At 66.2% G+C, this 25,981-nt stretch carries 23 protein-coding genes; 10 read left to right on the forward strand and 13 right to left on the reverse strand.

The annotated features are described in order from the left end of the window. Position 1: 1 nt before the first annotated feature. The 4 genes from SCH01S_RS09320 to SCH01S_RS09335 form a co-directional block, all read right to left on the reverse strand. On the reverse strand, positions 2–1,576 hold the full coding sequence (locus tag SCH01S_RS09320; protein ID WP_046348687.1) for a phytoene desaturase family protein: 1,575 nt from the start codon (positions 1,574–1,576) through the stop codon (positions 2–4). Between the two features lie 163 nt (positions 1,577–1,739). Then, entirely contained in the window at positions 1,740–4,391 is a 2,652-nt protein-coding gene (gene alaS / locus SCH01S_RS09325) for an alanine--tRNA ligase (protein ID WP_046348537.1), read from the reverse strand. A 55-nt stretch (positions 4,392–4,446) separates the two neighbouring features. Then, the gene (locus SCH01S_RS09330; RefSeq protein ID WP_046348538.1) at positions 4,447–4,860 is read right to left on the reverse strand and encodes a VOC family protein; all 414 of its coding nucleotides are present in this window, start codon (positions 4,858–4,860) and stop codon (positions 4,447–4,449) included. Then, a complete protein-coding gene (locus SCH01S_RS09335; protein ID WP_046348539.1) occupies positions 4,857–5,471 on the reverse strand; it encodes a hypothetical protein in 615 nt (204 codons plus the stop codon). The genes SCH01S_RS09330 and SCH01S_RS09335 overlap by 4 nt, the downstream gene beginning before the upstream one ends. Before the next feature lie 55 nt (positions 5,472–5,526). On the opposite strand from SCH01S_RS09335, the gene lnt reads away from it, so the two are divergent. The 3 genes from lnt to SCH01S_RS17175 all read left to right on the forward strand — a co-directional run bounded on the left by lnt (position 5,527) and on the right by SCH01S_RS17175 (position 9,254). Then, complete coding sequence (gene lnt / locus SCH01S_RS09340; protein WP_084689488.1) at positions 5,527–7,080, forward strand: apolipoprotein N-acyltransferase; 1,554 nt, start codon at positions 5,527–5,529, stop codon at positions 7,078–7,080. Positions 7,081–7,145: 65 nt separating this feature from the next. Continuing rightward, positions 7,146–8,330, forward strand: coding sequence for a methionine adenosyltransferase (metK, locus tag SCH01S_RS09345; protein ID WP_046348541.1), 1,185 nt, complete (start codon positions 7,146–7,148; stop codon positions 8,328–8,330). A gap of 309 nt (positions 8,331–8,639) precedes the next feature. Then, a complete protein-coding gene (locus SCH01S_RS17175) occupies positions 8,640–9,254 on the forward strand; it encodes a PEPxxWA-CTERM sorting domain-containing protein (protein ID WP_174436034.1) in 615 nt (204 codons plus the stop codon). A gap of 61 nt (positions 9,255–9,315) precedes the next feature. Here the strand turns inward: SCH01S_RS17175 and SCH01S_RS09355 are convergent, their stop codons facing one another. Both SCH01S_RS09355 and SCH01S_RS09360 read right to left on the reverse strand, forming a co-directional pair. After that, the gene (locus tag SCH01S_RS09355) at positions 9,316–11,406 is read right to left on the reverse strand and encodes a RelA/SpoT family protein (protein ID WP_046348543.1); all 2,091 of its coding nucleotides are present in this window, start codon (positions 11,404–11,406) and stop codon (positions 9,316–9,318) included. A 119-nt stretch (positions 11,407–11,525) separates the two neighbouring features. Beyond that, positions 11,526–11,858, reverse strand: coding sequence for a CC_3452 family protein (locus tag SCH01S_RS09360; protein WP_052733883.1), 333 nt, complete (start codon positions 11,856–11,858; stop codon positions 11,526–11,528). Positions 11,859–11,999: 141 nt separating this feature from the next. On the opposite strand from SCH01S_RS09360, the gene SCH01S_RS09365 reads away from it, so the two are divergent. After that, positions 12,000–12,473 (forward strand): winged helix-turn-helix transcriptional regulator, encoded by a 474-nt coding sequence (locus SCH01S_RS09365; RefSeq protein ID WP_046348544.1) that lies wholly within the window; start codon positions 12,000–12,002, stop codon positions 12,471–12,473. Between the two features lie 11 nt (positions 12,474–12,484). Here SCH01S_RS09365 and queG read toward each other — a convergent pair whose 3' ends face one another. After that, positions 12,485–13,615: a tRNA epoxyqueuosine(34) reductase QueG gene (queG, locus tag SCH01S_RS09370; protein ID WP_046348545.1), complete on the reverse strand. Its 1,131-nt coding sequence runs from the start codon at positions 13,613–13,615 to the stop codon at positions 12,485–12,487. 200 nt (positions 13,616–13,815) lie between these two features. Here queG and SCH01S_RS09375 point away from each other — a divergent pair, with 200 nt between their 5' ends. The 3 genes from SCH01S_RS09375 to SCH01S_RS09385 all read left to right on the forward strand — a co-directional run bounded on the left by SCH01S_RS09375 (position 13,816) and on the right by SCH01S_RS09385 (position 19,135). After that, the gene (locus tag SCH01S_RS09375; RefSeq protein WP_046348689.1) at positions 13,816–17,154 is read left to right on the forward strand and encodes a TonB-dependent receptor; all 3,339 of its coding nucleotides are present in this window, start codon (positions 13,816–13,818) and stop codon (positions 17,152–17,154) included. A gap of 89 nt (positions 17,155–17,243) precedes the next feature. After that, entirely contained in the window at positions 17,244–18,338 is a 1,095-nt protein-coding gene (locus SCH01S_RS09380; RefSeq protein WP_046348546.1) for a sensor histidine kinase, read from the forward strand. Further along, positions 18,335–19,135, forward strand: a complete 801-nt coding sequence (locus SCH01S_RS09385) for a LytR/AlgR family response regulator transcription factor (RefSeq protein ID WP_046348547.1) — start codon at positions 18,335–18,337, stop codon at positions 19,133–19,135. The genes SCH01S_RS09380 and SCH01S_RS09385 overlap by 4 nt, the downstream gene beginning before the upstream one ends. Positions 19,136–19,192: 57 nt before the next feature. Here SCH01S_RS09385 and SCH01S_RS09390 read toward each other — a convergent pair whose 3' ends face one another. Both SCH01S_RS09390 and SCH01S_RS09395 read right to left on the reverse strand, forming a co-directional pair. After that, entirely contained in the window at positions 19,193–19,489 is a 297-nt protein-coding gene (locus SCH01S_RS09390; RefSeq protein ID WP_046348548.1) for a hypothetical protein, read from the reverse strand. Positions 19,490–19,493: 4 nt separating this feature from the next. Beyond that, positions 19,494–19,817 carry a YbjQ family protein gene (locus SCH01S_RS09395; RefSeq protein ID WP_046348549.1) on the reverse strand — a complete coding sequence of 108 codons (324 nt, stop codon included), beginning with the start codon at positions 19,815–19,817 and terminating at the stop codon, positions 19,494–19,496. 68 nt (positions 19,818–19,885) lie between these two features. On the opposite strand from SCH01S_RS09395, the gene SCH01S_RS09400 reads away from it, so the two are divergent. Continuing rightward, entirely contained in the window at positions 19,886–20,650 is a 765-nt protein-coding gene (locus SCH01S_RS09400; RefSeq protein ID WP_046348690.1) for an isocitrate lyase/PEP mutase family protein, read from the forward strand. 108 nt (positions 20,651–20,758) lie between these two features. Here SCH01S_RS09400 and msrB read toward each other — a convergent pair whose 3' ends face one another. Next, positions 20,759–21,250 (reverse strand): peptide-methionine (R)-S-oxide reductase MsrB, encoded by a 492-nt coding sequence (gene msrB, locus SCH01S_RS09405; RefSeq protein WP_046348550.1) that lies wholly within the window; start codon positions 21,248–21,250, stop codon positions 20,759–20,761. 55 nt (positions 21,251–21,305) lie between these two features. After that, positions 21,306–22,547 carry a cytochrome P450 gene (locus SCH01S_RS09410; RefSeq protein WP_046348551.1) on the reverse strand — a complete coding sequence of 414 codons (1,242 nt, stop codon included), beginning with the start codon at positions 22,545–22,547 and terminating at the stop codon, positions 21,306–21,308. A 147-nt stretch (positions 22,548–22,694) separates the two neighbouring features. Between SCH01S_RS09410 and SCH01S_RS09415 the strand changes: the two genes are divergently transcribed. Next, positions 22,695–23,252, forward strand: a complete 558-nt coding sequence (locus tag SCH01S_RS09415) for a CC0125/CC1285 family lipoprotein (RefSeq protein WP_046348552.1) — start codon at positions 22,695–22,697, stop codon at positions 23,250–23,252. Here SCH01S_RS09415 and SCH01S_RS09420 read toward each other — a convergent pair whose 3' ends face one another. After that, positions 23,253–24,305 carry a mannose-1-phosphate guanylyltransferase/mannose-6-phosphate isomerase gene (locus SCH01S_RS09420; protein WP_046348553.1) on the reverse strand — a complete coding sequence of 351 codons (1,053 nt, stop codon included), beginning with the start codon at positions 24,303–24,305 and terminating at the stop codon, positions 23,253–23,255. 64 nt (positions 24,306–24,369) lie between these two features. On the opposite strand from SCH01S_RS09420, the gene SCH01S_RS09425 reads away from it, so the two are divergent. Then, positions 24,370–25,182, forward strand: coding sequence for an ATP-binding protein (locus SCH01S_RS09425; protein ID WP_046348691.1), 813 nt, complete (start codon positions 24,370–24,372; stop codon positions 25,180–25,182). Between the two features lie 265 nt (positions 25,183–25,447). Here SCH01S_RS09425 and SCH01S_RS09430 read toward each other — a convergent pair whose 3' ends face one another. Then, positions 25,448–25,891, reverse strand: a complete 444-nt coding sequence (locus tag SCH01S_RS09430) for a hemerythrin domain-containing protein (RefSeq protein WP_046348554.1) — start codon at positions 25,889–25,891, stop codon at positions 25,448–25,450. Positions 25,892–25,981 lie beyond the last annotated feature (90 nt).

Below are 25,981 nucleotides of genomic sequence, written 5' to 3' on the forward strand. Positions count from 1 at the left end.
GTTATAAACCCCGCAGCATCTCCCGAGCGCAGTTGTGCCCCGGCGCACCCGTCACGCCGCCGCCGGGATGCGTGCCCGCGCCACACATCCACAGGCCCTTGATCGGCCCGGCATAGGCGCCATTCCCCAGCACCGGCCGCGCGGAATAGAGCTGATCGAGCGACATCGCGCCGTGCATGATGTCGCCGCCTGCGAGCCCGAACCGCTCCTCCAGGTCCGTCGGGCTCAGCGACAGCCGTCCGACGACGGACGCCTTGAAGCCCGGCGCCCAGGCATCGACAGCGTCGATGATCGTGTCGGCCGCCGCCTCGCGTTCGTCGGCCCAGCTGCGGCCATCGGGCAGCTCGGGCGCGAATTGCTGGCAGAACAGGCTCGCGACATGCGCGCCCTTCGGCGCCAGCGTGTCATCGAGGGTCGAGGGGATCAGCATCTCGACGATCGGCGCCTTCGACCAGCCACAAGCGCGGGCATCGGTGAAGGCGCGGTCCATATAATCAAGCGTCGGCGCGATCACGATGCCGCTCGCCAGATGCTCGCCCGGTTCCGGCAGGCAGGTGAAGCGCGGCAGCTCCGACAGCGCAACGTTCATCCGGAAGGTGCCGGAGCCAGCCTTGTACGATTTCATCCGCCGCGCGAAATCGGCGGGCAGGTCGGCCTCGTCGACCAGCTTCCCGTAGAGGAGCTTCGGCCCGACGTTCGCGACGACGCGCCGGGCGAACAGCTCGCGCCCGTCCTCCAGCGCCACGCCGACCGCCTTGCCGCCATCGACCAGCACCTTCGCGACCGGCGCATCGGTCATGATCTCGACGCCTGCCGCCTCGCACGCCTGGCGCATGGCTCCGGTGATCGCGCCCATGCCGCCGATCGCGTGGCCCCAGGCGCCCTTCACGCCGTTCACTTCGCCGAATACGTGGTGGAGCAGCACATAGGCCGATCCCGGCGTGTCGGGGCTGGCGTAGTTGCCGACCACCGCGTCGAAACCGAACGCCGCCTTGATCGGATCGCTTTCGAACCAGCCGTCGAGGAAGGTCCGGGCGCTCTTCACGAACAGGTCGAGCAGGTCGCGCTGGCCTTCCAGCCCCAGCTTCGCCATCCGGCGCCCCGGCCCGATGCCGCGCAGCAGCTCGAACCAGCCGCCACCGGCATTGGGCGGCGTCTGCAGCGCCAGGTCGCGCAGCACATCGGCGATGCGGTCGAGCGCATCGTAATAGGCGGGCAGCGTCTCCGCGTCCTTCGCGGAGTATTTCGCGACCTCCGCTTGGGTGCGCTCCAGCCCGCCGCCGAGCTTCAGATAATGGCTGTCGTCGAGCGGCAGGAAGTTGGAGATCGGGCGGTGCACCACGCGCAGGCCCCAATCGTGCAGCCGCATGTCGCGGATGACTTTCGACTGGAGCAGGCTGACGGTGTAGCTCGCCGTCGAGTTGCGGAAGCCGGGGTGGAACTCCTCCGTCACCGCCGCGCCGCCGACGATGTGCCGGCGCTCGACCACCAGCACCTTGAGGCCGGCGCGGGCGACATACCAGGCGCAGGTCAGGCCGTTATGCCCGCCGCCGATGATCAGTGCGTCGTACGACATTCCAGGCTTCGAATTGGCGCGCAAAAGCATCCCTCGCTCGGTTTGGGCTGAGCTTGTCGAAGCCCTCCCTTTCTTTTCCGGCCTAGCAGTAGAGAAGAAGGGAGGCCTTCGACAAGCTCAGGCCAAACCGGAGTGAGGACGGTCGAACGGAATGGCCGCGGCGCTAAGCCGCTTCCGCCATTTCCCCCAGCGCTGCCTTGACCGCCGCAACCGCTTCCGGCGCCTGCCCGCCGTCCGGCCCGCCGCCTTGCGCCATGTCGGGCCGACCGCCGCCGCCCTGGCCGCCCAGCGCCGCAACCGCCAGCTTGACCAGATCGACGGCGTTGCGCTTGCCAGTGAGGTCGTCCGTCACGCCGACGGCGACAGAAGCGCGGCCGTCATTGACCGCGACCAGCACCGCGACGCCGGAGCCAACGCGCGCCTTGAGCTCATCGACCGCGCCGCGCAGGCCCTTGGGATCGAGTCCCTCGACGACCTGGCCGATAAAGCCGTGGCCGCCGACCTGCTCCGGCCCCGCAGCCTCTGCCTTGCCGCCGCCACCCAGCGCGAGCGCCTTCTTCGCGTCGGCAAGCTCGCGCTCGAGCCGCCGCCGCTCCTCGATCAGCGCGGCAACACGCGCCGGCACTTCCTCGGGCGAGGCCTTCAACGCCGATGCCGTCTCGCGCAGCCGCTCGTCGCGGCCGGTCAGCCATTGCCGCGCCGCCTCGCCGGTCAGTGCCTCGATGCGACGCACCCCCGACGACACCGCGCTTTCCGACACGATCTTGAACAGCGCGATATCGCCGGTCGCGCTCACATGAGTGCCGCCGCACAGCTCGACCGAATAGGCGTCGCGGCCCATCGTCAGCACGCGCACTTCGTCACCATACTTCTCGCCGAACAGCGCCATCGCGCCGGCAGCGATCGCGTCGTCCGGCGTCATCAGCCGGGTCGAGACACTCTCGTTTGCGCGGATCTGCGCATTCACGTCGGCCTCGACGTCGGCGATCTCCTGCGCACTCAGTGCCGACGGGTGCGAGAAATCGAAGCGGAAACGATCCGGCGCGACCAGCGAGCCCTTCTGGGTCACATGCCCGCCCAGCCGCTTGCGCAGCGCCGCGTGCAGCAGGTGCGTCGCGGAGTGGTTCGCACGGATGCGGTCGCGCCGCTCGGCATCGACGACCAGATGGACGGTATCGCCGATCGCGACCTCGCCATTCTCGATCACCATGTGATGCGCGTGCAGGCGGCCGAGCGGCTTGGTCGTGTCGTCGACGACCGCGCGCAGGCCCTTGTCGCCGGTCACGACGCCCGCATCGCCCATCTGGCCGCCGCTTTCGGCATAAAAGGGCGTCTGGTTGGTCAGCAGCACGACTTTCTCGCCGGCCGAGGCATGCTGGACCGGCTGGCCGTCCTTCACGATCGCGACGACCTCGGCTTCGCCTTCCGTGCCCGAATAGCCGATGAACTCAGTCGATCCGTTCGCCTCGGCCAGGTCGAACCACACGTCCTCGGAAGCCTTCGCGCCCGACCCCTTCCACGCGGCCCGAGCCGCCGCCTTCTGCTCGGCCATCGCCTCGTCGAAGCCCAGACGATCGACGCCGAAGCCCTGGGCGCGCAGCGCGTCCTCGGTCAGGTCATAGGGGAAGCCGAACGTGTCGTAGAGTTTGAAGGCGACCGCGCCGGGCAGCGTGTCGCCCGGCCTCATCGCCGCCGTCGCTTCGTCGAGCAGCTTCAGTCCGTTCGCCAGCGTCTGGCGGAAGCGTGTCTCTTCCTGAGCCAGCGTCGCCTCGATCAGCGGCTGTGCGCGGACCAGCTCCGGATAGGCGCCGCCCATTTCCGCCACCAGCGAAGGCACCAGCCGGTGCATCAGCGGTTCCTTGGCGCCCAGCAGGTGCGCGTGCCGCATTGCGCGGCGCATGATCCGGCGCAGCACATAGCCACGGCCCTCGTTCGCCGGCAGCACGCCGTCCGCGACCAGGAAGCCCGACGCGCGAAGGTGATCGGCGATCACGCGGTGGCTCGCCTGGTTGGCACCGGTCGTCGCAGTGCCGGTCAGCGCCCCGCTCTCCGCGATCAGCGCCTTGAACGTGTCCGTATCATAGTTGTCGTGCACGCCCTGCAGCACGGCCGCGATCCGCTCCAGCCCCATGCCGGTGTCGATCGAGGGCTTGGGCAGGCTGCCGACGATCTCGTTCGCTTCCTGCTCAAACTGCATGAAGACGAGATTCCAGATCTCGGTGAAGCGATCGCCGTCCTCGTCCGGGCTGCCGGGAGGGCCGCCGGGGATATGCTCGCCATGATCGTAGAAGATTTCGGAGCACGGACCGCATGGGCCGTTGTCGCCCATTGCCCAGAAATTGTCCTTGGTCGGGATGCGGATGATCCGGCTCTCGGGCAGCCCGGAAATCTTCTTCCAGAGGTCGAATGCCTCATCGTCGGTGTGGTAGACGGTCGCCAGCAACCGGCTCGGATCGATCCCCCATTCGCGCGTGATCAGGGTCCAGGCGAGCGAGATCGCCCGTTCCTTGAAATAATCGCCGAACGAGAAATTGCCCAGCATTTCGAAGAATGTATGGTGGCGCGCCGTGTAGCCGACATTGTCCAGGTCGTTATGCTTGCCGCCCGCCCGCACGCATTTCTGCGAGCTCACCGCGGTCGAATAGGGCCGCGTTTCCAGGCCTGTGAACACGTTCTTGAACGGCACCATCCCTGCGTTCACGAACATCAGCGTCGGATCGTTGTGCGGCACCAGCGGCGCCGAGGGCACGCGCGCATGCCCCTCGCCCTCGAAATAGTCGAGAAAACTGCGCCGGATGTCGTTGGTCGAACTCATGCGGCGCGATGTAAGGGAGCGGCCCCGGCGGAGCAAGCAGGGCCGCGGCCGCCGCTCAGGTTGCGAACAGCATTGCGTCGCCAGCGAACGCCTTGAACTCGAGCGCGTTGCCGCTGGGATCGCGGAAGAACATCGTCGCCTGCTCGCCGGGCTGGCCCTTGAAGCGAATGTGCGGCTCGATGCCGAAGGCGATGCCGGCCGCCTTCAGGCGATCGGCGAGCGCCTGCCAGTCAGTCATCGTCAGCACCACGCCGAAATGCGGCACCGGCACGTCATGCCCGTCGACGGGGTTACTGGTGTCGGCCGATCGCGCGCCTTCGTCCAGGTGAGCGACGATCTGGTGGCCATAAAGGTCGAAATCGATCCACCGATCGGAGCTGCGGCCTTCCCCGCAGCCGAGCAGACCGCCGTAGAAGGATCGGGCGGCAGCGAGATCGTGCACGGGAAACGCAAGATGAAACGGTCTCATGGCTGGGCAAGCTCCACACAGGTTTCCATGTCGGGCGCGGACTTGGGATCGGCGGAGATCGCCTCGCGCGCCAGCGTCAGCTCCTTGTCGCCCTCCGCCTCGCTTTTGCCCGCGTCGCGCAGTTCGGTGCGCGCGCGATCTTCCAGCAGGGACGCGATCGTCATCAGGTCCATCGCGGTCTTGCTCATCCCCTCGCGCTTGCGGACATCGTCGGCAGCAAGCTTCAGCAGCCCGGCGCACTGGACCGCGCTGGGCGGCGGCAGCGGCGGCGCGACCGCGTTCATCACCTCGACACAGGCCTGCGCTTCAGCGATCGGCAGCTCGGCCTTCCCGCCTGCCGCCTTCTGCGTCGCCGCGACCTGCTGCAGGATCAGGTCGCGCACCTGTTCCCGGCTACGGCCGGTGTCCTTCACCAGCGTATCGCCGACCACCTGCGCGAAGCGGGCACCCTGGCGCGCCAGCGGCGGCAGCGACAGCGCCGAGGCTGTCCGGCGCTGCTGCTCCCCGGCGACAATCGCGAGCACGGCGACACAGCGGACCTGACGCGCTTGCAGATCGGAGAGGGGCGGAGGCGAGGACGCGGCGGCAAGCGCCAGGACGAGACTGAGCATCGCCCGATCCTTACGCGCGATTGCAACCGCCGCAAAGGCGCGCGATAGCGCCGCGGTGCTCCGTTATCCGAAGCTTCTCGCGCTGGCCGCAGGCGCGCTGTCGGCGACCGGCTTCGCGCCGCTCGAACTCTGGCCCGTCACGATCCTTTGCCTCGTGCTGCTGATCCGATTGCTCGGCGACGCGCCGACCTGGCGCAGCGCCTTCTGGCGGATGTGGCTGTTCGCGCTCGGCCATTTCACCGTCGGCCTGAACTGGATCGCCCACGCCTTCACCTACCAGGACTCGATGCCGCACTGGTTCGGCTATGGCGCGGTGGTTGCGCTGTCGCTGTATCTGGCCGTGTTCCCGGCGGTGGGGGCCGCTGTCGCTCACGCCCTGACCCGCTCGTCCCGAGCACAGTCGAGGGGCGCGTCTCCAGAGTCCGAGCAGCGCCCCTCGACTTCGCTCGGGACGAGCGGCCTTGTGTTTCCGCTCCTCCTCGCCGCCGCCTGGATCGCGACCGAGTGGCTGCGGGCAACCCTGTTCACCGGCTTTGCCTGGAACCCGCTGGCGGCGATCTGGGTACCGGTCCTGCCGGTCGCACAGGCGACGAAATGGGTCGGCACCTATGGGCTGTCGGGCCTGACGGTCCTTGCCGCCGGTGGGGCGTTGCTGGTCGCGCGCCGGCGCTGGGCGGGCGCAGCCTTGATCGTCCCCCTGCCGCTGCTCGCGCTGCTGCTGTTGCCGCATCCTGCAGCACCGGGCCCCCTCGCCGTCCGCATCGTGCAGCCGAACGTCAGCCAGGACGAGAAACAGGACGTCGATGCCCAGGCCGCGCATCTACAGCAGCTGGTGCGGATGTCCGGGCCGCCGGGCGCCAGCCCGCGGCTGCTGCTGTGGCCGGAAGCGGCGATCGACAATGGCTATCTGCTTGCCGAGGAACCCGGGCTGCGGCGGTATCTGGCCAGAGCGCTCGGTCCCGGCGACGTGCTGCTCACCGGCGGCATCGCGCTGGAATATGACCAGCAGGGCCGCGCGATCGGCGGCCGCAACAGCGTATTCGCGCTGGCGCCCGACACCCGCATTCTCGCCCGCTATGACAAGGCGCATCTGGTTCCTTACGGCGAATATCTGCCGATGCGGGCAATCCTGACGCCGCTCGGCCTGTCGCGGCTGGTGCCGGGCGATCTCGATTTCTGGCCCGGTCCGGGGCCGAAGACGTTCGACATTCCCGGCGTCGGCCCGATCGGGTTCCAGATCTGCTATGAAATCATTTTTTCCGGCCAGGTGATCGATCCGGCCCACCGGCCGCTGTTCCTGTTCAACCCGTCGAACGACGCATGGTTCGGCAGCTGGGGCCCTCCTCAGCATCTTGCGCAGGCGCGGCTGCGGGCGATCGAGGAAGGCATGACGATCGTACGCGCGACACCGACCGGCATTTCGGCAGTGATTGCACCCAATGGCAGGATCGAAGGGTCGATCGGGCTCGGAAAGCAGGGCGTACTCGACGCGCATCTGCCGGCACCGCTGCCGCCGACGCCGTTCGCGCGCTACGGCAACCTTCTGCCCGCGCTGCTGGCGCTGGCACTCGTCGCTTTGGGCGTTGTCATCCGCATCCGTCGCCGCTAGAGACCTGCACACATAAACATATCTTTATATGCGGGCTTCGCGCCTGCTCCAGCACAGGACCGACGATGCGCTCCAACTATCTCTTCACGTCCGAATCGGTGTCCGAAGGCCATCCGGACAAGGTCGCCGACCAGATTTCCGATGCCGTCGTCGATCTGTTCATCGGCCGCGACCCGGTCGCCCGCGTCGCCTGCGAAACGATGGTCACGACGCAGCGGATCGTCCTGGCCGGCGAAGTGCGCTGCGACCAGGATCGGTTCCCATCGCTCGCCGAAATCGAGCAGGCCGCGCGCGATACGGTGAAGCGCATCGGCTATGAACAGCACGGCTTCCATTGGCAGACCGCCGAGTTCGCCTGCCACTTGCACGGCCAGTCGGCGCACATCGCCCAGGGGGTCGACGAAAGCGGCAACAAGGACGAAGGCGCCGGCGACCAGGGCATCATGTTCGGCTTCGCTTGCGACGAGACGCCTGACCTGATGCCGGCGACGCTCTATTATTCGCACCGCATTCTCGAGAAGATGGCGGCCGACCGGCACGGCGGCGTGGTCGATTTCCTTGAGCCCGACGCCAAGAGCCAGGTCACGCTGAAATATGAGGACGGCAAGCCCGTCGGCGCGAGCGCGCTGGTCGTCTCGACCCAGCATTCGAAGGCGCTGTCGACCGACGCCGGCCAGCGGACGCTCCGCGATTATGTGATGACGGTGTTCGAGGATGTGCTGCCAAAGGGCTGGATGCCCGCGGACCAGAGCCAGATCTACGTCAACCCGACCGGACTGTTCGAGATCGGCGGTCCGGATGGCGACGCTGGCCTTACCGGTCGCAAGATCATCGTCGACACCTATGGCGGCGCTGCCCCGCACGGCGGCGGCGCGTTCAGCGGCAAGGATCCGACCAAGGTCGACCGCTCGGCCGCCTATGTCAGCCGCTATCTGGCAAAGAACATCGTCGCGGCGGGCCTCGCCCGGCGCTGCACGATCCAGCTCAGCTACGCGATCGGCATTGCCGAGCCGCTGTCGCTCTATGTCGACACCCATGGCACCGGCACCGTCGATGCCGCGAAGATCGAGGCAGTGCTGCCGCAACTGGTGAAGCTGACGCCCAAGGGCATTCGCACCCATCTCGGGCTCAACAGGCCGATCTATCTGCAGACCGCCGCCTATGGCCACTTCGGCCGCAAGCCCGAGGGCGAATTCTTCACCTGGGAACGGACCGATCTGGTCGACCAGTTGAAGCAGGCGCTCGCCTGACCTGGCCCTCCTTCTCAAAAGTCACGAATAGAGCCCCGTCGCACGTGCGGCGGGGCTCTGTTCGACTCAGGGCATTTTGGCGCCCGGTGGGGGGTGACCGTGCGCAGCGGCTGAACCCCTGATGCTGGAATCCCGGCCCCGTCGTTACGGTGTCGAAGCGATAAGCCGCCCTACTCACGCGACGAACCGTGCGAATAAACATTAATTCCGAATGAACCGGACTGGCCTCGCGTCGTTCTACCCGCAGCTGGAAAGGTTAACGCCAGCTTTCGAAATAGAGCGGGGTCGTTCGCTCAGGGAGTTATGAGCATGAAAAAATGGGTCTTGGCCGCGGCAGCGGCGGTTGCATTCGCCGGTCCTGCCAGTGCGGCGGTTATCACGCTTGCCAGCGTGACAACAAACGGTCCCGGGGACTTCACCTGGAATTATCAGGGCACCCTCGGACCTGATGAAGGCGTGCGCTCCGGCGATCGCCTGATCATCTTCGATTTCGGCGGCTATATTAACGGGTCGATCTTCACGCCTTCGGCGAATGTCGTGGGCAGTGTCGAGAATACGTCAAGTGGCGCCTTCGTGACGCCCGGGTTCAACGACGATCCGAACATCCCCAACCTGGTGTTCACCTATGTCGGCCCGGACTTCCGGAACACCGGCGGCCCGTTCTCGCCGTTCGACTTCAACGGTCTCGGCGCCCGCTCGACGTTCAGCGGCAAGACGCTGGATGCGTTCTTCACCCTGACCACGAAGAACAATCCGGACGGCGTGCCCGGCGGTTCCAACACTGCCGTGTTCACGCTCGGCCAGGTCACGGTCCCTGTGTCGGCGGTTCCGGAACCGGCGACCTGGGCGATGCTGCTCGGCGGGTTCGGTCTGCTCGGCGCGGCCACGCGTCGCCGCAACCGCGTCGCGCGCGTCGTCGCCTGAACGCAGCTCCGTGAGGAGGAGGGGGCCGGCCGTCGCGAGACGGTCGGCCCTTTCGCGTTGGCTAGACCCGCTCGGCGCTCGCGACCGCATCCGCGGCCCTTAGCGCCGCGAGGATGCGGACCAGGTGGTGCAGGTCGTGCACTTCCAGGTCGACATGGAACGTATGGAACGCGCCGTCGCGGTTCGCGAGTTTCAGGTTCAGGATGTTGGCCTGGTGAGCGCCGAAGATGCCGCTCATCACCGCCAATGATCCCGGCTCGTTCTTCAGCACCACGTTCAGGCGCGCGGTGCCACCGTCCGACTTGTCGCCCCAGGCAAGATCGACCCAATCGGCATCGACGCCGTCCGCCAGGTTCGCGCAGTCGATCGTGTGGACCTGGATCGCCTCGTCCGGTCGCCTGAGCCCGACGATGCGGTCGCCCGGCAGCGGATGGCAGCACGTCGCCAGATCGAACGCGACCCCCGGCGTCAATCCCTTGATCGAGATCGCCTCGCGCTGCGCCGGCGGCTTGGCGTTCAGGTCGGCGCCGGTCGACCCCGGCATCAGCGCTTCCATCAGCTCGACATCGGTGATGGTGCCGCGCGCGACCGCTGCCATCAGGCCGGCCTCGTCCGCGATCTTGAGCCGCTGCAGCGCATTCCTGAGAGCGTCTTCACCCAGCTGCGCGGGCAGCCGCTGGACGATTTCGTCGTAGAGCTTGCGGCCGAGCGCGACCATTTCGTCGCGCTCTTTGTGGCGGACGAACCGGCGCACGGCCGCCCGCGCCTTGCCTGTCACGACGAAGTTCAGCCAGCCCGGCTGCGGCTCCTGCGCCTTCGATTTCAGGATCTGAACCTGGTCGCCATTCTCGATCGGCGTGCGCAGCGGCACGACGCGCCCGTTGACCTTGGCGCCGACCGTCTGGTCTCCGAGGTCCGTGTGCACGGCATAGGCGAAGTCGACCGGCGTCGCGCCCTTGGGCAGCTGGATCAGCTCGCCCTTCGGCGTGAAGGCGAAGATCCGGTCCTGGTACATCGCCATCCGGGTATGCTCGAGCAGCTCTTCCGGGCTCTCGGCGGTGTCGAGGATTTCGATCAGGTCGCGGATCCAGCGCACCTGGGTGTCCGGCCTGTCCTGCGCCTGCTTGTACGCCCAGTGCGCGGCAAGGCCGTATTCGGCCTGCGCATGCATGTCCTTCGACCGGATCTGGATCTCGATCCGCATATTCTCGGCATGAATCACGCTGGTGTGGAGCGAGCGATAGCCGTTGCGTTTGGGAGTCGAGATATAGTCCTTGAACCGCCCCGGCACCATCGGCCAGCGGGCGTGGATCACCCCCAGCGCCTTGTAGCAGTCCTGCGTGGAGGGCACGATCGCGCGGAACGCCATCACGTCCGATAGTTGCTCGAAGCTGATGTGGCGCTCGGCCATCTTTCGCCAGATCGAGTAGACGTGCTTTTCGCGGCCCGTCACTTCGCTTTCGATGCCGTTCCTGGACAGGAGCAGCTTTAGTCCCGACGCGATCCGCGCAATCCGGTCGCCACCGCCTTCATGCAGCTGCTGCAGCCGCTTGGTGATCGATTCATAGGCTTCCGGCTCGAGCTGCTTGAACGCGAGCGTCTGCATCTCGTTCATGAACTCGTACATGCCGATCCGCTCGGCGAGCGGGGCATAGATATCCATCGTCTCGCGCGCGATCCGCCGGCGCTTTTCCGCATCCTTGATGAAGTGGAGCGTGCGCATGTTGTGCAGCCGGTCGGCGAGCTTCACCAGCAACACGCGGATGTCGTCGGACATCGCCAGCAGGAATTTGCGCAGATTCTCGGCCGCCCGCTGATTCTCGGTCTGCGCCTCGATCTTGCTGAGCTTGGTGACGCCATCGACCAGCCGCGCAACGTTGGCGCCGAACTTCGCCTCGATCTCCTCATGAGTCGCGACGGTGTCCTCGATCGTGTCGTGCAGGATCGCGGTCGCGATGGTCTCGTCGTCGAGGTGCAGGTCGGTGAGGATGCCGGCGACCTCGATCGGGTGGCTGTAATAGGGATCGCCCGATGCCCGCTTCTGCGTCCCGTGCGCCTGCATCGAAAACACATAGGCGCGGTTGATCAGCGCCTCGTCCGCCTCCGGATCGTAACTCTTGACCCGCTCGACCAATTCATACTGCCTCAGCACAGAGGCAAGATCGGAAAACCGGTGCCGCAACGCAACAGCAATCGGCAAAAAACAACCGCCGGAGCCTTTCGGCCCCGGCGGAGGTGTGCGGACTGAGAGGGGTGTGTCCGCCGGAACGGTCAGCGGCGGGCGAGCTTGGTCGTGTCCGCCTTCGCGTTGCACTTGGCGAGCGCTTCGCCGTCGAGCGTCTGATCGCCGGCGCGGAAGCTCGTCACCGCGCCAAGCTCGCGCGCGATGCTCGCGCAGACAATCGCCGGGCGGCTGGTGCCCTGCGCGGCCGCGCACACCGCGCCGTCGCAGTTGACGATGATGTCGCGCACGACGGTCTTGGTCGCCGCCGGCTGGGCGAGCGTGACGCTGTAATAGCTGTTGTTGGGCTGCGCGACCGCGGCCGAGCCAAGCAGGGTCAGCGAGCCGACCAGCGACAGGATGAAAGCTGCAATCCGTACCATGATCCGTCCCTTTTCGATTTCAGTTGCGAATCGCTACCTACTGAAATAGGTTTCAGGTTGCAACTAGAAACTGAAAATTATTTTTGCCGCTTTATGAACGGGGCGGCTTCGGTTAGGTTTTGAAGTCGGGAAGAGGATCGAATGGGCCTGAGAGAACCGCTTGCGCAGATCGCGGCCGAGTGCAGCCTGCCCAAGGCGCTGGAAGCGATGGGCGAACGCTGGTCTTTCCTGATCCTGCGCGCGGCCTTCAACGGCCTCAAGCATTTCGAAGAGATTCAGTCAAACTTGGGCATCGCGCGCAACATCCTCGCGAACCGGCTTGGCCGGCTGGTCGATGTCGGCATCCTGGACCGGCAACCCTGCCCCGAGGACCGGCGCAAGATCGAATACCGCCTGACCGAAAAGGGCGTCGACCTGCTCCCGACGATGATCGCGCTCAGGCAATGGGGTGAGAAGTGGGAGACCGGCTGCCCGTCCAACCCGGTGCTGGTCGACAAGCGCGACCTGGAGCCGGTGGCGGACGTCCGCGTCTTCTCGCATGACGGCCGCGCGCTCGAATGGGAGGATCTGTCCTTCCACTGGCGCGAAGAACTCGAAGCCCGCGCGGCAGAGTGACAATCCCCTCCCTAGAGGGAAGGCGAGGCTAGCAGCCATTCCTCGCGAACGATTTCATCCGGCTCTTCGTGCAGGCGGCTTTTCCGTTCTTCGCCAAGCATTGCTTCATCCAACCGCCCCAGCGCCCACACCGCTGCGCCGCGCACGACCGGATTCGGGTCGTCGAGATGCGCACGCACCGTTTCCACTAGCCCCGCCGCGCCGCTGTTGCCTGCCGCGACCAGACAGTTCCGCATCATGCGGTCGCGGCCGATCCGCTTGATCGGCGATCCGGCGAACAGCTGCCGGAAACCGGCGTCGTCGAGGGCAAGCAGGTCGGCGAGCATCGGCGCGCTCAGCTCGGCGCGGGGCGCGAAGGCAAGGTTCGCGGCGCCGGCTTCGGCGAATTTGTTCCAGGGACAGACCGCCAGGCAATCGTCGCAGCCATAGATGCGATTGCCGATGCCTTTCCGCAGCGCGCGCGGGATCGGGCCTTTATGCTCGATCGTCAGGTAGGAAATGCAGCGCCGCGCATCGAGCCGGAACGGTGCCGGAAAGGCGTCGGTCGGGCAGGCGCGCTGGCAGGCATCGCAGCTGCCGCAGCGCTGGGCACCGGCGGCATCCGGCGCCAATTCCAATGTCGTGAAGATCGCACCGAGGAACAGCCAGCTGCCATGCTCGCGGCTGACCAAGTTCGTGTGCTTCCCCTGCCAGCCGAGCCCCGCCGCTTCGGCCAGCGGCTTTTCCATGACCGGTGCAGTGTCGACAAAGACCTTCAGGTCACCCCCGGCCTGGGCGACCAGCCAGCGCGCCAGCTCCTTCAGCTTGCGCTTGACGAGATCGTGATAGTCGGCCCCCTGCGCATAGACCGAAATGCGGCCCGCCTCCGGTTCCGCCGCGAGCTTCAGCGGATCGCCGCCCGGCGCGTAGCTCATGCCGAGCGCGATCACCGATCGCACGTCGGGCCAGAGCCCGGCGGGCGCCGCGCGCTGGTCGGCGCGGCTTTCCATCCAGATCATGTCGCCGTGCGCGCCGTCGGCCAGCCAGGCGCGCAGCCGCTCGCCCGAGCGCGGGGCCGCATCGGCCCGCGCGATCCCGCAAGCTGCAAAGCCGATCCGCGCAGCTTCATTCTTCAATGCCTGGGGGAGCGATTCCGTTGCCATTCAGCGCCGCCATATAGGGCTTGCCGTGCCCGCTGACATGCCGGTCAGCGTGTCTTTTCTGCAACGCAAATCAGATTGTTGAGGTCAGGCTTCGCGACTCCGTTGCGAGTCTTCGATCCGCAACATATCGCCGCCAAGGGCACCAGCGTCGGCTGGTCAGAGTCGCGGGCGGGCCACACGGCCCGGTAATGGGGAATACAATGCGGAATCATCTATTTATCGGCGCGGCTATCGCCGCGCTCGTCGCTCCGGTTGCGGTCCAGGCGCAGGAAACCACGTCAACGATTCGCGGGACCGTCACCGATAACGGGGCGCCGGTTGCCGGCGTGACAGTCACGGCCGTTCACGTGCCGTCGGGCACCACCACGACGGCGACGACCACCCCGTCGGGCGGCTACGTCATTTCCGGCCTGCGTCCGGGCGGACCCTACACCGTCTCGGTCGGGGGCAACCGCGCGCAGATCACCGACGTCTACACTGTCGTCGCGCAGGACTATAACCTGCCGATCGAGCTGGCCGAAGCCGGCCAGGAAATCGTCGTCACCGCGTCGTCGGTCGCCGGCGCCGGCACCGTCAGCCAGGGCCCGGCCACCATCCTGACCAGCGAGAAGATCGAGAGCATCGCGACGATCAACCGCGACGTGCGCGACCTGATGCGCCGCGACCCGTTCGCGCGCCTGGACGACACGCCGTCGGGCGGCCGCGCGGTCTCGTTCGCCGGCCAGAATGCGCGCTTCAACCGCTTCACCGTCGACGGCGTGCCGATCACCGACAATTTCGGCCTGAACCCCGACGGCCTGCCGTCGCGCCGGTCGCCGATTCCGCTCGACGCGATCGGCCAGTTCCAGACGAAGGTCGCGCCCTATGACGTGCGCGAGGGCAATTTCCAGGGCGGCACCGTCAACGTCATCCTGCGCTCCGGCACCAACGACTTCCAGGGCACCGGCTTTTACAGCTACTCGTCCGACGAGCTGAGCGGCACCAAGACCAAGCCGGGCCCGGGCGTGCCGACCGGCAAGGTCGTGCTCCCGAACTTCAAGATCGAGAATTACGGCGCCGAACTGTCGGGCCCGATCATTAAGGACAAATTGTTCTTCATGGTCGCCGGCGAGCGCATCCGCGCCGCCCGTCCGATCGCCGAAGGTCCGTCCGACAACAATGCCGGCACGGCGATCCCCAACCTGACACAGGCGCAGGTCGACCAGATCTCGCAGATCGCCAAGTCGAAATACGGCTACGACACCGGCGGCGTCGTCAACAGCAATGGCGACAAGGACGATCGCCTGGTCGCGAAGATCGACGCCAACCTGTCGGACACGCAGCGCGCGGCGGTGACCTTCACCTACGCGAAGGACTCGATCATCCTGACCAACAACACGAGCGCCAATCCCAGCTCGCCGTCGCTTGGTCTTGCATCGAACGCGTACAAGCAGGGCAACCAGCTCTACACCGGCGTGTTCCAGCTGAACTCCGACTGGACGGATTCCTTCTCGACGGAGTTCCGCGGCTTCTACAAGGATTACAAGCGCATCCAGGACCCGCTGCTCGGCCGTGGCTTTGCCGAGTTCCGCGTCTGTGACGCACCGACCTCGGACCGGACCAATCCGGGTGCGGCCGGCGCCGGCGCTTCGGTCAACTGCGCGCCCGGCTCGGCCGTGGTCGCATTCGGCCCGGACGTGTCCCGCCAGACCAACGCGCTCAACACCCAGACTTTCGGCGGCCTGCTGCAGGCGCGTCTGAAGCGGGACAATCATGACGTGCGCATCTTCGGCGAGTTCCAGCACACGAAGATCTTCAATGCATTCCTGAGCTCGTCGAACCCGCGCGGGGGCACCAGCGGCGCTTATTATTTCGACTCGATCGCCGACTTCCAGGCGGGCAACGCGCAGCGCTTCGGCTATACCAACGCGACGCCGATCCCCGATCCGGACCTCGCTTCGGCCCGGTTCAAGTACACGACGCTGACGTTCGGCGCCCAGGATAACTGGCAGCTGAGCGACATTCTCACCGTGTCCTACGGCGCCCGCTACGACGTGTACGGCAGCGGCAGCCGCCCGTCGCTGAACCCGGTCTTCACGCGGCGCTATGGCTTTACCAACCAGGCGTTCGTGTCGGGCCGCGGCGTGTTCCAGCCGCGCTTCGGTTTCGATTTCAAGCCGACGTCGGACATCAGCGTTCGCGGTGGCGTCGGCATCTTCGCCGGCGGCACGCCGGACGTCTATGCGTCGAACAGCTTCTCGAACACCGGCATTCTGTCGAACACGATCGACATCATTCAGCGGAATGACGGCACCTACTCCGGCAACTCGCCATTCCCGGCCGGGTTCGACCCGAGGGCGATCCTGACGAACGTCAACGGCGCGACCATTCCGTCGGCGGCCAACGACTATCTGTCGCGCGGCGTCTCGGCGGCGGCGACCAACGCCATCGATCCGAACTTCAAGATTCCGTCGCAGTGGCGCGCCACCGTGTCGGCTGACTGGACGCCGGATCTGGGCGCGCTGGGCAGCGGCTGGGACTTCGGTGCCGACCTGTTCTACTCGGACGTGCGCAACCAGGTGTTCTTCACCGACCTCCGCTCCGTGCCGACGGCGGCTCGGACGCCGGACGGCCGGGTGCGGTACACGTCCCTGACGACCTTCGGCGACACGCTGAACGACATCATCCTGACCAACACCAAGAAGGGCCGCAGCTATGTCGCCGTGGCGCGGGTGCGTAAGGAGTTCGACTTCGGCCTGAACCTGGGCCTGAGCTACACCTACCAGAACATCAAGGACCAGGCGCCGGCGACCTCGTCGACCGCGGGTTCGAACTACGCGAACGGCGCATTCCTCGACGCGAACGGCGCGGCTTACGGCATTTCGAACGACGAAGTGCGTCACAACTTCAAGTATGACGTGACGTTCGATCACGCCTTCTTCGGCGACTACAAGACCACGCTGTCGCTGTTCGGCGAGACCCGCATCGGCCGTCCGTTCAGCTACACGTTCCAGGATACGTCCAGCGGCCGCAGCGCCATCTTCGGCACCACGGGTTCGAACACGCGGTACCTGATCTACGTGCCGACCGGCATTAACGATCCGCTGGTGTCGTACGACTCTGCGGCCACGGCCTCGACGCTCGACGCCTTCTTCAACTCGTCGGGCCTGGCGAAGTATCGGGGCAAGATCGCGCCGCGCAACGCCTTCAACTCGAAGTGGTTCACACGCATCGACCTGCACGTCGCGCAGGAATTGCCGGTGCCGTTCTGGTCGCAGGCGCGGTTCGAGCTGTTTGCGGACATCGAGAACTTCACGAACCTGCTCAACAGCAAGTGGGGTCAAATCCGCGAGTTCCAGTTCCCGTACACCGCGGTTGCGGCGCGCGTGTCGTGTCTGACGGCGGCGACGCCGACCGGCACACCGGGCACGGTGGCGACGAACACCGGGCAGACCTGCGCGCAGTATCGCTACAGCCTGCCGAACGCGACGCCGAGCGACACCATCTATGCGAGCCAGTCGCTCTACGCGATCCGCATCGGCGCCCGCTTCCGCTTCTAAGCCGAGCGGCGAAGAGCAACAGAGAGCCGCCGTCCGGACCCACCGGGCGGCGGTTTTCTTTTGCGCGCGCGAGCATTAGAGCCTCAGACATGGCCCCCGGGTTAGCTGCCAAGCCGTTCTTCGATGACAAGAACCGCGCTTTCTGGAACCTGCAGACGGCGGGCTGGGCCGGCTATTTCCTGCTGCGGACGCTATCCGGCTTCGCCAACGGCCTGACGCTCGCCTTCCTGGTGCCGGTCGCGGTCTCGACCGCCACCGGCTATTCGCTGACGCTGGTGCTGGGCGCCCTCTATCGCGACCTGATCCGGCGCAAGCCGATCGCGACCTGGACCGGATCGATCGCCGGCATGCTGACCGCGGCCGGCATCTATTCGCTGATCGACGCCTGGATCTTCAACACCATCCAGCGCCCCGGCGAAGGCTTTCAGATCAGCCTGTTCCTGGGCACCATCTTCCTCGATTTCGTGGTGATCGGCGCCTGGTCCGCGCTCTATTACGCGATCAACTTCTTCCTGGTCGTCGAACAGCAGGCGGACCAGCTTCGCGCGCTGGAAAGCCAAGCGTCGTCGGCGCAGCTGGCGATGCTGCGCTACCAGCTCAATCCGCATTTCCTGTTCAACACATTGAACTCGATCTCGACGCTGGTGCTGCTGAAACAGACCGAGCGGGCAAATGCGATGCTGTCGCGCCTGTCGTCCTTCATGCGCTACACGCTGGTCAACGAACCGCTCGGCCAGGTCACGATCGAGCAGGAGATCGAGACACTGAAGCTGTATCTCGAGATCGAAAAGATGCGCTTCGAGGAGCGGCTGCGGCCCATTTTCGAGGTCGATCCCATCGTGCTGAAGGCGCGCCTGCCGTCGCTCTTGCTGCAGCCGCTGGTCGAGAACGCGATCAAATATGCGGTGACGCCGCTCGAGGAAGGCGCCGACATCATCATCAGCGCGCGGCTGGTGGTCGATCGCGTGCGGATCACGGTCGCCGATACGGGGCCGGGGTTGAACGAGAAGCGTTCCGGGCCCATTCAATCCACAGGAGTCGGTCTGGCGAACATTCGGGACAGGCTGGCGCAGGCCTATGGCCAGGATCATGAGTTCGACGCGAAAGCGCGTGCGGGGGGCGGGTTCGAGGTTCTTATCGAAATTCCGTACCAAACCGAGGAACAACCGAGGGAAGCCGCATGACCATCAGAACGATCCTCGTCGATGACGAGCCGCTGGCCATCCAGGGCCTGCAACTGAGGCTCGAGCCGCACGAGGATGTGGAGATTGTCGATACCTGCTCGAACGGGCGGGAAGCGATCCGATCGATCAAGACCAACAAGCCCGATCTCGTTTTCCTCGACATCCAGATGCCCGGCTTTGACGGCTTTTCCGTCGTCCAGGGGCTGATGGAGGTCGAGCCGCCGCTGTTCGTGTTCGTGACCGCCTATTCCGATCATGCGATCCGCGCCTTCGAGGCGCAGGCCGTCGATTATCTGATGAAGCCGGTCGAGGAAGACCGGCTCGCCGCCACGCTCGACCGCGTCCGCCAGCGGCTCGCGGAAAAGCGCGGCGTCGAGGAAGTCGACCGGCTGCGCGAAGCGCTGGCCGAAGTTGCGCCCGAAGCCGCCGCCGAGATCAGCGAAGGCGCCGAGGCGCCGTCGGCGAGCCGCTTCGAGAAGATGATCAACATCAAGGATCGCGGCCAGATCTTCCGCGTCGACGTCGACAATATCGAGCGGATCGACGCGGCCGGCGATTACATGTGCATCTACACCGCCGAAAACACGCTGATACTGCGCGAGACGATGAAGGATCTGGAAAAGCGGCTCGATCCGCGCCGTTTCCAGCGCGTCCACCGCTCGACGATCGTCAATCTCGACCTCGTCAAGCAAGTGAAGCCGCATACCAACGGCGAATGCTTCCTGGTGCTGGATTCGGGCGCGCAGGTGAAAGTCAGCCGCAGCTACCGCGACGTCGTCGCGCGCTTCGTCCACTGATCGACGAAAAGCCGGTGCTGATCGCGGGGCGACGATAGCAGAGCTACGGCCTGGTCGTCAGGTCCGTTCGTCCCCGTCCGCGACATAGCGGCGCTCGCCGGTTTCGGGATTGAAATAGACGCGCACGGGCAGGTGGGTTTCGGGGTCGACGAACCGCTCCGCGGTCGCCTGCCAGGGCGGCCCCGGAACGCCTGCCTCCGGGCTCTTATAGGCGCGCCGCTCAAGCAGCATCAGCAGCAGCGCGATCGCCAGCCACACGGCAGGACCCCAGAACGGAATGGCGGTCGTGACGATCGCGACCAGGCAGCCGAGCAAGCCGAGCGCGACGGCGAGGATGACCGCGACGCGCAACATCGCGTCACTCCGCCGGCACGAGATCGACGGCCGTGCCATAGGCGACGATCTCGCTCATGGTCTGACCGATCTCGGACGAATCGAACCGCATCATCACGATCGCATTAGCGCCCATCGCGCTGGCGTTCTCGACAAGCCTGTCGACCGCGTGACGGCGCGCCTCTTCGAGCAGGCTGGTATATTCCTTGATCTCGCCGCCGATCAGCGAGCGAAGCGCGGCGCTGATATTACCCGCCAGCCCCCGGCTGCGGACGACCAGGCCGAAGCATTGGCCCTTCACTTCGCGTACGCGGAAGCCCGGGACATTTTCAGTGGTGACGACGATCATTTGCCTCTCCCCTTGCGAGGCGCGATGATGCACCCGTGGCCGCCGACGCGCCAGAGGAGGGAGAACGCATGAACCAGACGGAGAAGGCGCGCGCTTTCGCAGGCCTGCACATCCCCGGAAACCCGATCATTCTGTTCAACGCCTGGGATGCGGGATCGGCCAAAGCGGTCGCGGATGCAGGTGCGAAGGCCATCGCAACCGGCAGCTGGTCGGTGGCGGCTGCCCAGGGCTTCACCGATGCCGAGGCGCTGCCGATGGAGTTCGCGATTGCCAACGCGGCGCGCATCGCGGCTGCGGTCGAGCTGCCGGTGACGCTCGATTTTGAAGGCGGCTATGCGATCGAGCCGGGCACGCTCGCCGCGAATTTCGGGCGCGTGCTGTCGGCCGGCGTGATCGGCTGCAATTTCGAGGATCAGAGGATCGGCGGCGAAGGTCTCCACCCGGTCCGCGACCAGGCCAGACGCGTCGAGGCCTTGCGGCGCGAGGCCGAACGCGCCGGCATTCCCGCCTTCATCAACGCCCGCACCGACATCTTTCTGAAGGCGAAGCCGGAGGCGCACGACAACGCCGCGGTCGACCACGCACTCGAACGCGCCCGCGCCTATGCCGATGCCGGCGCAAGCGGCTTTTTCGTGCCCGGCCTTGCCGACGAGAGGCTGCTCGCGCGCGTGTGCGAAGGATCGCCACTGCCCGTCAACGCGATGATGTTTGCCGGCATGCCGGACAAGAAGCGCCTGGCGGAGCTCGGCGTCGCGCGGATCAGCCACGGGCCGGGGCCGTATCGTCAGGCCATGGCTGCGCTGACCGAAATGGCGCGGGCGGCGTTTGCATGATCTTAGCCCTCCCCTTCAGGGGAGGGGGTTGGGGTGGGGAATGTCCGATCGACTCGGAGCAGGGCCAGCCTGCCCCACCCCCAACCCCTCCCCTGAAGGGGAGGGGCTTTAGGCCGCTTTGCCCGGCACGAATTTCAGGGCGAGGCCGTTGATGCAGTGGCGTTTGCCGGTGGGTTTAGGGCCATCGTCGAAGATGTGGCCGAGATGGCCGCCGCAGCGCTTGCAATGTTCCTCGACGCGCTCGAAGCCGAGCTTGGTGTCGGTCGCGGTCGCGGTCGCGCCCGGCATTGCTGCCCAGAAGCTCGGCCAGCCGGTGCCGCTCTCGAACTTGGTCTTCGAGGAATAGACCGGCAGGCCGCAGCCGGCGCAGGTGAACAGCCCGGCGCGGTGCTCCTTCAGCAACGGACTGCTTCCCGGCGGCTCGGTCGCTTCCTCGCGCAGCACGGCATAGGCTTCAGGGCCGAGCCGCTTCTTCCACTGCGCGGGAGTCAGGCGGAAGCGCGGGTCGGTTGCCGGTGCGACGGCGCCGGCCCGGAAGCCAAACAGTCCCATTCCGGCGACAGCCGCGCCTGAGAAAAGCAGCATTCGACGGTCGATCATGATCCAGGCCCTCGCGGATATTTGGCCAAGATACGGAGCTGCGGCCCGGTCGGTTTCAATATTTCGAAATCCGGACCGGCAGTTTGCGGTAGCCGTTCACGAAGCAGGCGCTGACCCGCACGGGCTCCTCCTGCACTTCCACCCGCATCCGCCGCTTCGCCATTTCCTCGAGCAGCACGCTGATCTGCAGTTCGGCGAGCCGGGCGCCGACGCAGCGATGGATGCCGTAGCCGAACGCCAGATGACGCCGGGCGTTTTCGCGATCGACGATCAATTTGTCGGCGTTCGGAAACACGCTCTCGTCGCGGTTGCCCGAGATATACCAGAGCGCCAGCTTGTCGCCGGCCTTGATCTGCTGCCCTTCAAGCTCCGTATCCTGCGTCGCGGTGCGCCGCATGTGCGCCAGCGGCGTCTGCCAGCGGATGATTTCCGACACCGCGTTCGGGATCAGGCCGGGATCGTTCTCCAGCTTGGCGCGCTCATCCGGGAACTTGTTCAGGCCGTAGATCGCACCGGTCATCGAGTTGCGGGTCGTGTCATTGCCGCCGACGATCAGCAGGATCAGATTTCCCAGGAATTCATTGTCCGCCATGTCGCTCATGGCGTCGGAGTGGATCATCATCGAGATGAGATCCGGTGAGGGCGGCTGGTCCTTTTTCGAATCCCACAGATTCTTGAAATAGGCCGCGCACTCGAACAGATGCTGGAGCCGCTGCTGGCGCGTGTCGACATTGTGGACGAGCTCGATGTCGCCGGCCCAATCGGACCAGAAGGTCAGCTTGCGCCGGTCCTCCCAGGGAAAATCGAACAGGATCGCCAGCATCTGCGTCGTGAGCTCGATCGAGACCCTGTCGACCCAGTCGAACGTCTCTCCCCATGGCAAGTCATCCAGGATTTCGGTGGTGCGGCGGCGGACATCCTCCGCCATCCGGGTGATCTCGCTCGGAGTGAAGGCGGGCGAGACGGTGCGGCGCTGCTCGCTGTGCTTCGGCCGGTCCATCGCGATGAACATCGGCATGATGAACTCCGCATCCTTCTGCGGATCGGCGAGCGTGATCCCGCCATATTCCCAGGACGACGAGTAGATGTCCGGCAGGCTCTCGACATGGACGATCGGCTTGTAAGTCGACACCGACCAATAAGGTCCGAACGACGAGTTCTCGCAGCGATAGACGGGCGCCTCGGCCCGCAGCCGGCGGAACGGCTCCTGCCACCTATGCTCCCGATAGAGTTCGGCCCGGCTGACATCCAGCGGATCGATCATTTCCTCGAGGGTGGGCTGCGCGAGAGTGGCCATCGTCGGTCTCCTGACTCGGTCTGCTGTGCGGGAGAGTGCCATTGCCAGCGCCGGAGCGAAAGAGCGTTTTCACATGCAACCTATCGCATGGAACGGGCGACCCGTCGCGCGTGTTGTCATCAATGGAATTAGAGAAGGTCGCGACCCATGAAACGCCTGACGTTCGCCGCGCTTGCCGCAGCCGCCTTGCTGGCCGGCTGCGCGACGCCCACCCCCTACCAGCCGCTCGGTGCCCCCACCGGCGTGCGCGGTGGATTCTCCGAGCAGCAGATCGAGCAGAACCGCTTCCGCGTGATGTTTTCCGGCAACCAGTTCACGTCGCGCCAGCGGGTCGAGAATTACCTGCTGTTCCGCGCCGCCGAGCTGACCGTCCAGCAGGGCTATGACGGCTTCACGATGGTCGATCGCAACACCGACAAGCAGACGACGGTGCAGACCTATCCGCGGCCGTTTGCGCCCGGACCATTCGGCTATTGGGGACCGAGCTGGCGCTATTATGGCCGGTTCGGCTGGCGCTATTGGGACCCCTATGGCTACGACCCGTTCTGGGCTGACTCGGTGGACGTGACGACGATCGACCGGTTCGAAGCGAGCGCCGAAATCGCGATGTTCAAGGGGCCGCCGAAGAGCGCCCGCGACTTCGACGCGCGGGAAGTGATGCGGAACCTGGGTCCCACGATCGAGCCGCCGCCCCCGCCGCGCTGATCAGCCGGTCCGACCCTTCATTGCGTCCAGGAGTCTTTTGACCTCCTGGCTGCGGCCGCGCGGGAGGACCAGGACGTGGTCGCCCGTCGCGACGACGATCAGATCGGAGACGCCCAGCGCTGCGATCGTAGGACCGTCGCTGCGGATCAGGCAATTGGCGGTGTCCAGCGCGATCACGTCGCCGGTGGCAACCGTCCCGCGATCGTCGGCGGCCCCGAGGCTGTGCACCGCATCCCAGCTGCCGATGTCTGACCAGCCCATTGCGACAGGGACCACGGCGACCCGCTCGGCCTTTTCGAGCACGGCGTAATCGATCGACTCCGCCGGCGCCGCGGCGAACCGCTCCGGGTCCGGCAGTACGCGCGCACCGTCGCGGCGCGCGGCGGCTATCGCGGCGGCGACGGACGTGCGCATCGCCGGCGCGTGGAGCCCCATCGCGTCAAGATACGCGCGAGCGCGGAACAGGAAGATGCCGGCGTTCCAGGAGTAACCGCGCTCGCGCAGCATCCGCTGCGCCTCCGCGAGAGGCGGCTTTTCGACGAACCGCGCGACCTTGTGCACGCCCTCGGCCAGCGGATCGCCGAGCATGATGTAGCCGAATCCGGTCTCCGGCCGCTCCGGGGCGATCCCGAACGTCACCAGCCAGCCCTGTTCGGCAAGCGGCGCGGCGCGGTCGATCGCCTCCCGAAAGGCGCCGAGGTCGCCGATCGCGTGATCGCTGGGCAGGACCAGCAGCAGCGCGTCCGGCGCCGCCATTGCTGCGAGCGCGATCGCCGGGGCGGTATTGCGCGCGACCGGTTCCAGGATCAGCGCGGCGGGCGTGCAGCCAATGCGCGCAAGCTGCGCCTCGATCGCATCGGCCTGCGCTCCGGTGGCGACGATGATCGGCGCGGCGAACCGCGCGGCATCGGCCAGGCGCGCGGCGGTCGTTTGCAGCATCGTCAGTTCGCCGGACAGCGTCAGCATCTGCTTCGGCTGCGCGAGCGTCGAGAGCGGCCACAGCCGGGTCCCGGCACCGCCGGACAGGATGACGGGCGTGATCGATGTGGCCATGACATGACCCTAGCGGATCGGCCCCGATTGGAAAGCCGACGCCTGAGCCGCTATGGCGCGGTTCATGGCCGACGAACTCGCCCGCATCGCCGCCGCGCTGGAGCGGATGTCCCCGCCCGCCGCGGCGGCGGCCGATCCGCAGGCTGCGGCCGCCTATCTGTGGCGTGGCGCCGGGCTGGTCGAGGCGCGGCATTTCGCGCCGCTGCCGCTCGACCTGCTGACCGGGATCGACGCGCAAAAGGCGATCCTGCTCGCCAATGCGCGGCGCCTCGCCGCCGGCCACGCCGCGCACGACGTGCTGCTGTGGGGCGCGAAGGGCACCGGCAAGTCGGCGCTGGTGAAATCGGTGGTGGGCGCGGTGCGCGGCGAGGGGCTGGACATCGCGCTGGTCGACGTCGCCGCCGACCGGCTCGACACCCTCCCCCTGCTTTTCACGGAAGTCGAGCGGGCGGAGCGCGCCTTCATCCTGTTCATCGACGATATCGGCTTCGAAGCGGGCGGACCGGAGACGCGGCAGCTCCGCTCGCTGCTCGAAGGCGGCGCCGAGGAGCGACCGGCGAACGCACGGCTGCACGTCACCTCAAACCGCCGTCACATCGTCGCCCGCGACATTTCGGAGCAGGAGAGCGCGATCAATCCGCGCGACGTGGTCGACGACCGGCTAGCGCTGGCCGATCGCTTCGGCCTGGCGCTCGGCTTCCATGCGATCGACCAGGAAACTTATCTGGCGATCGTCGAGCGCTACGCGGCCGCCCACGACCTGCCCTTCGACGCGCAGGATGCGCTGCAATGGGCCACCCAGCGCGGCGCGCGCTCGGGCCGGGTGGCCTGGCATTACGTCACGGAGTTGGCCGGACGCGAGGGACGATCCCTCTAGGGTGTGTACTCGATAGCCACATCGAGCGTGATCGCCTGGAGAGGCGCGCTGGCGAGGAGCGCGGCGCAGACGCGTAGCTGAAGCTACGCGCAAGCAAGCGACGCGGCCAGCGCGCCTCTCCAGGCGACCCCTTCGGGGCGGGGCGTCTTTTGGCCCGTGGCGGCTTCGCTCGTCGGGCGCGATGTCCCACATCGCGTCCCTCCTCGCTCCTAGCCACAGGCCAAAATACGCCCCGTCACGCCGACGTGGCTATCGAGCACACACCCTAGGCTTTCACCTTTTCCTTCTGCGCCTCGAACGCGTCACCCATGTCCTTGCGTTCGGTGGTGTCGAAATCCTCCTTCACCTGGGAGAAGACTTCGTCTTCCTCTTCCTTGATGTGGTGTTCGAGGATTTCCATCATGACTTTCGCCTGGGCCGACCATTCCGGCGACATCGGATCGGCGCCCCCCTTCAGTTGAGCGAGCAGCGAGTCCGCCAGGCCGTGCTCGGTATAGCCCTCATACCCCGCCTCTTCCTCTTCCTCCTCGCCGGTCTTGATCAGCGCATCGTAAACGACCTTTTCCTCGGCCCGGGAATGCTTGACCAGCAACTCGGCAAATTGGGTGAACAGCCGCTCGCGCTCGGCACCATCCTCGCTCTTGTTGACCGCCCGGATCAGCTTCTTGAGCTCCTGGTGATCGGTGTGCAGCGCCTTGGTGATTTCCATGTCCGTCTCCTCGTTTCAGCGACAGAACGAGCGACATTCGGCGCGGTTGCCTGACGTTTGTCGAACCTGGGTGGCGGCACCGCGGCCGGC

Source organism: Sphingomonas changbaiensis NBRC 104936 (genome assembly GCF_000974765.1).
Lineage (GTDB): Bacteria > Pseudomonadota > Alphaproteobacteria > Sphingomonadales > Sphingomonadaceae > Sphingomonas_B > Sphingomonas_B changbaiensis.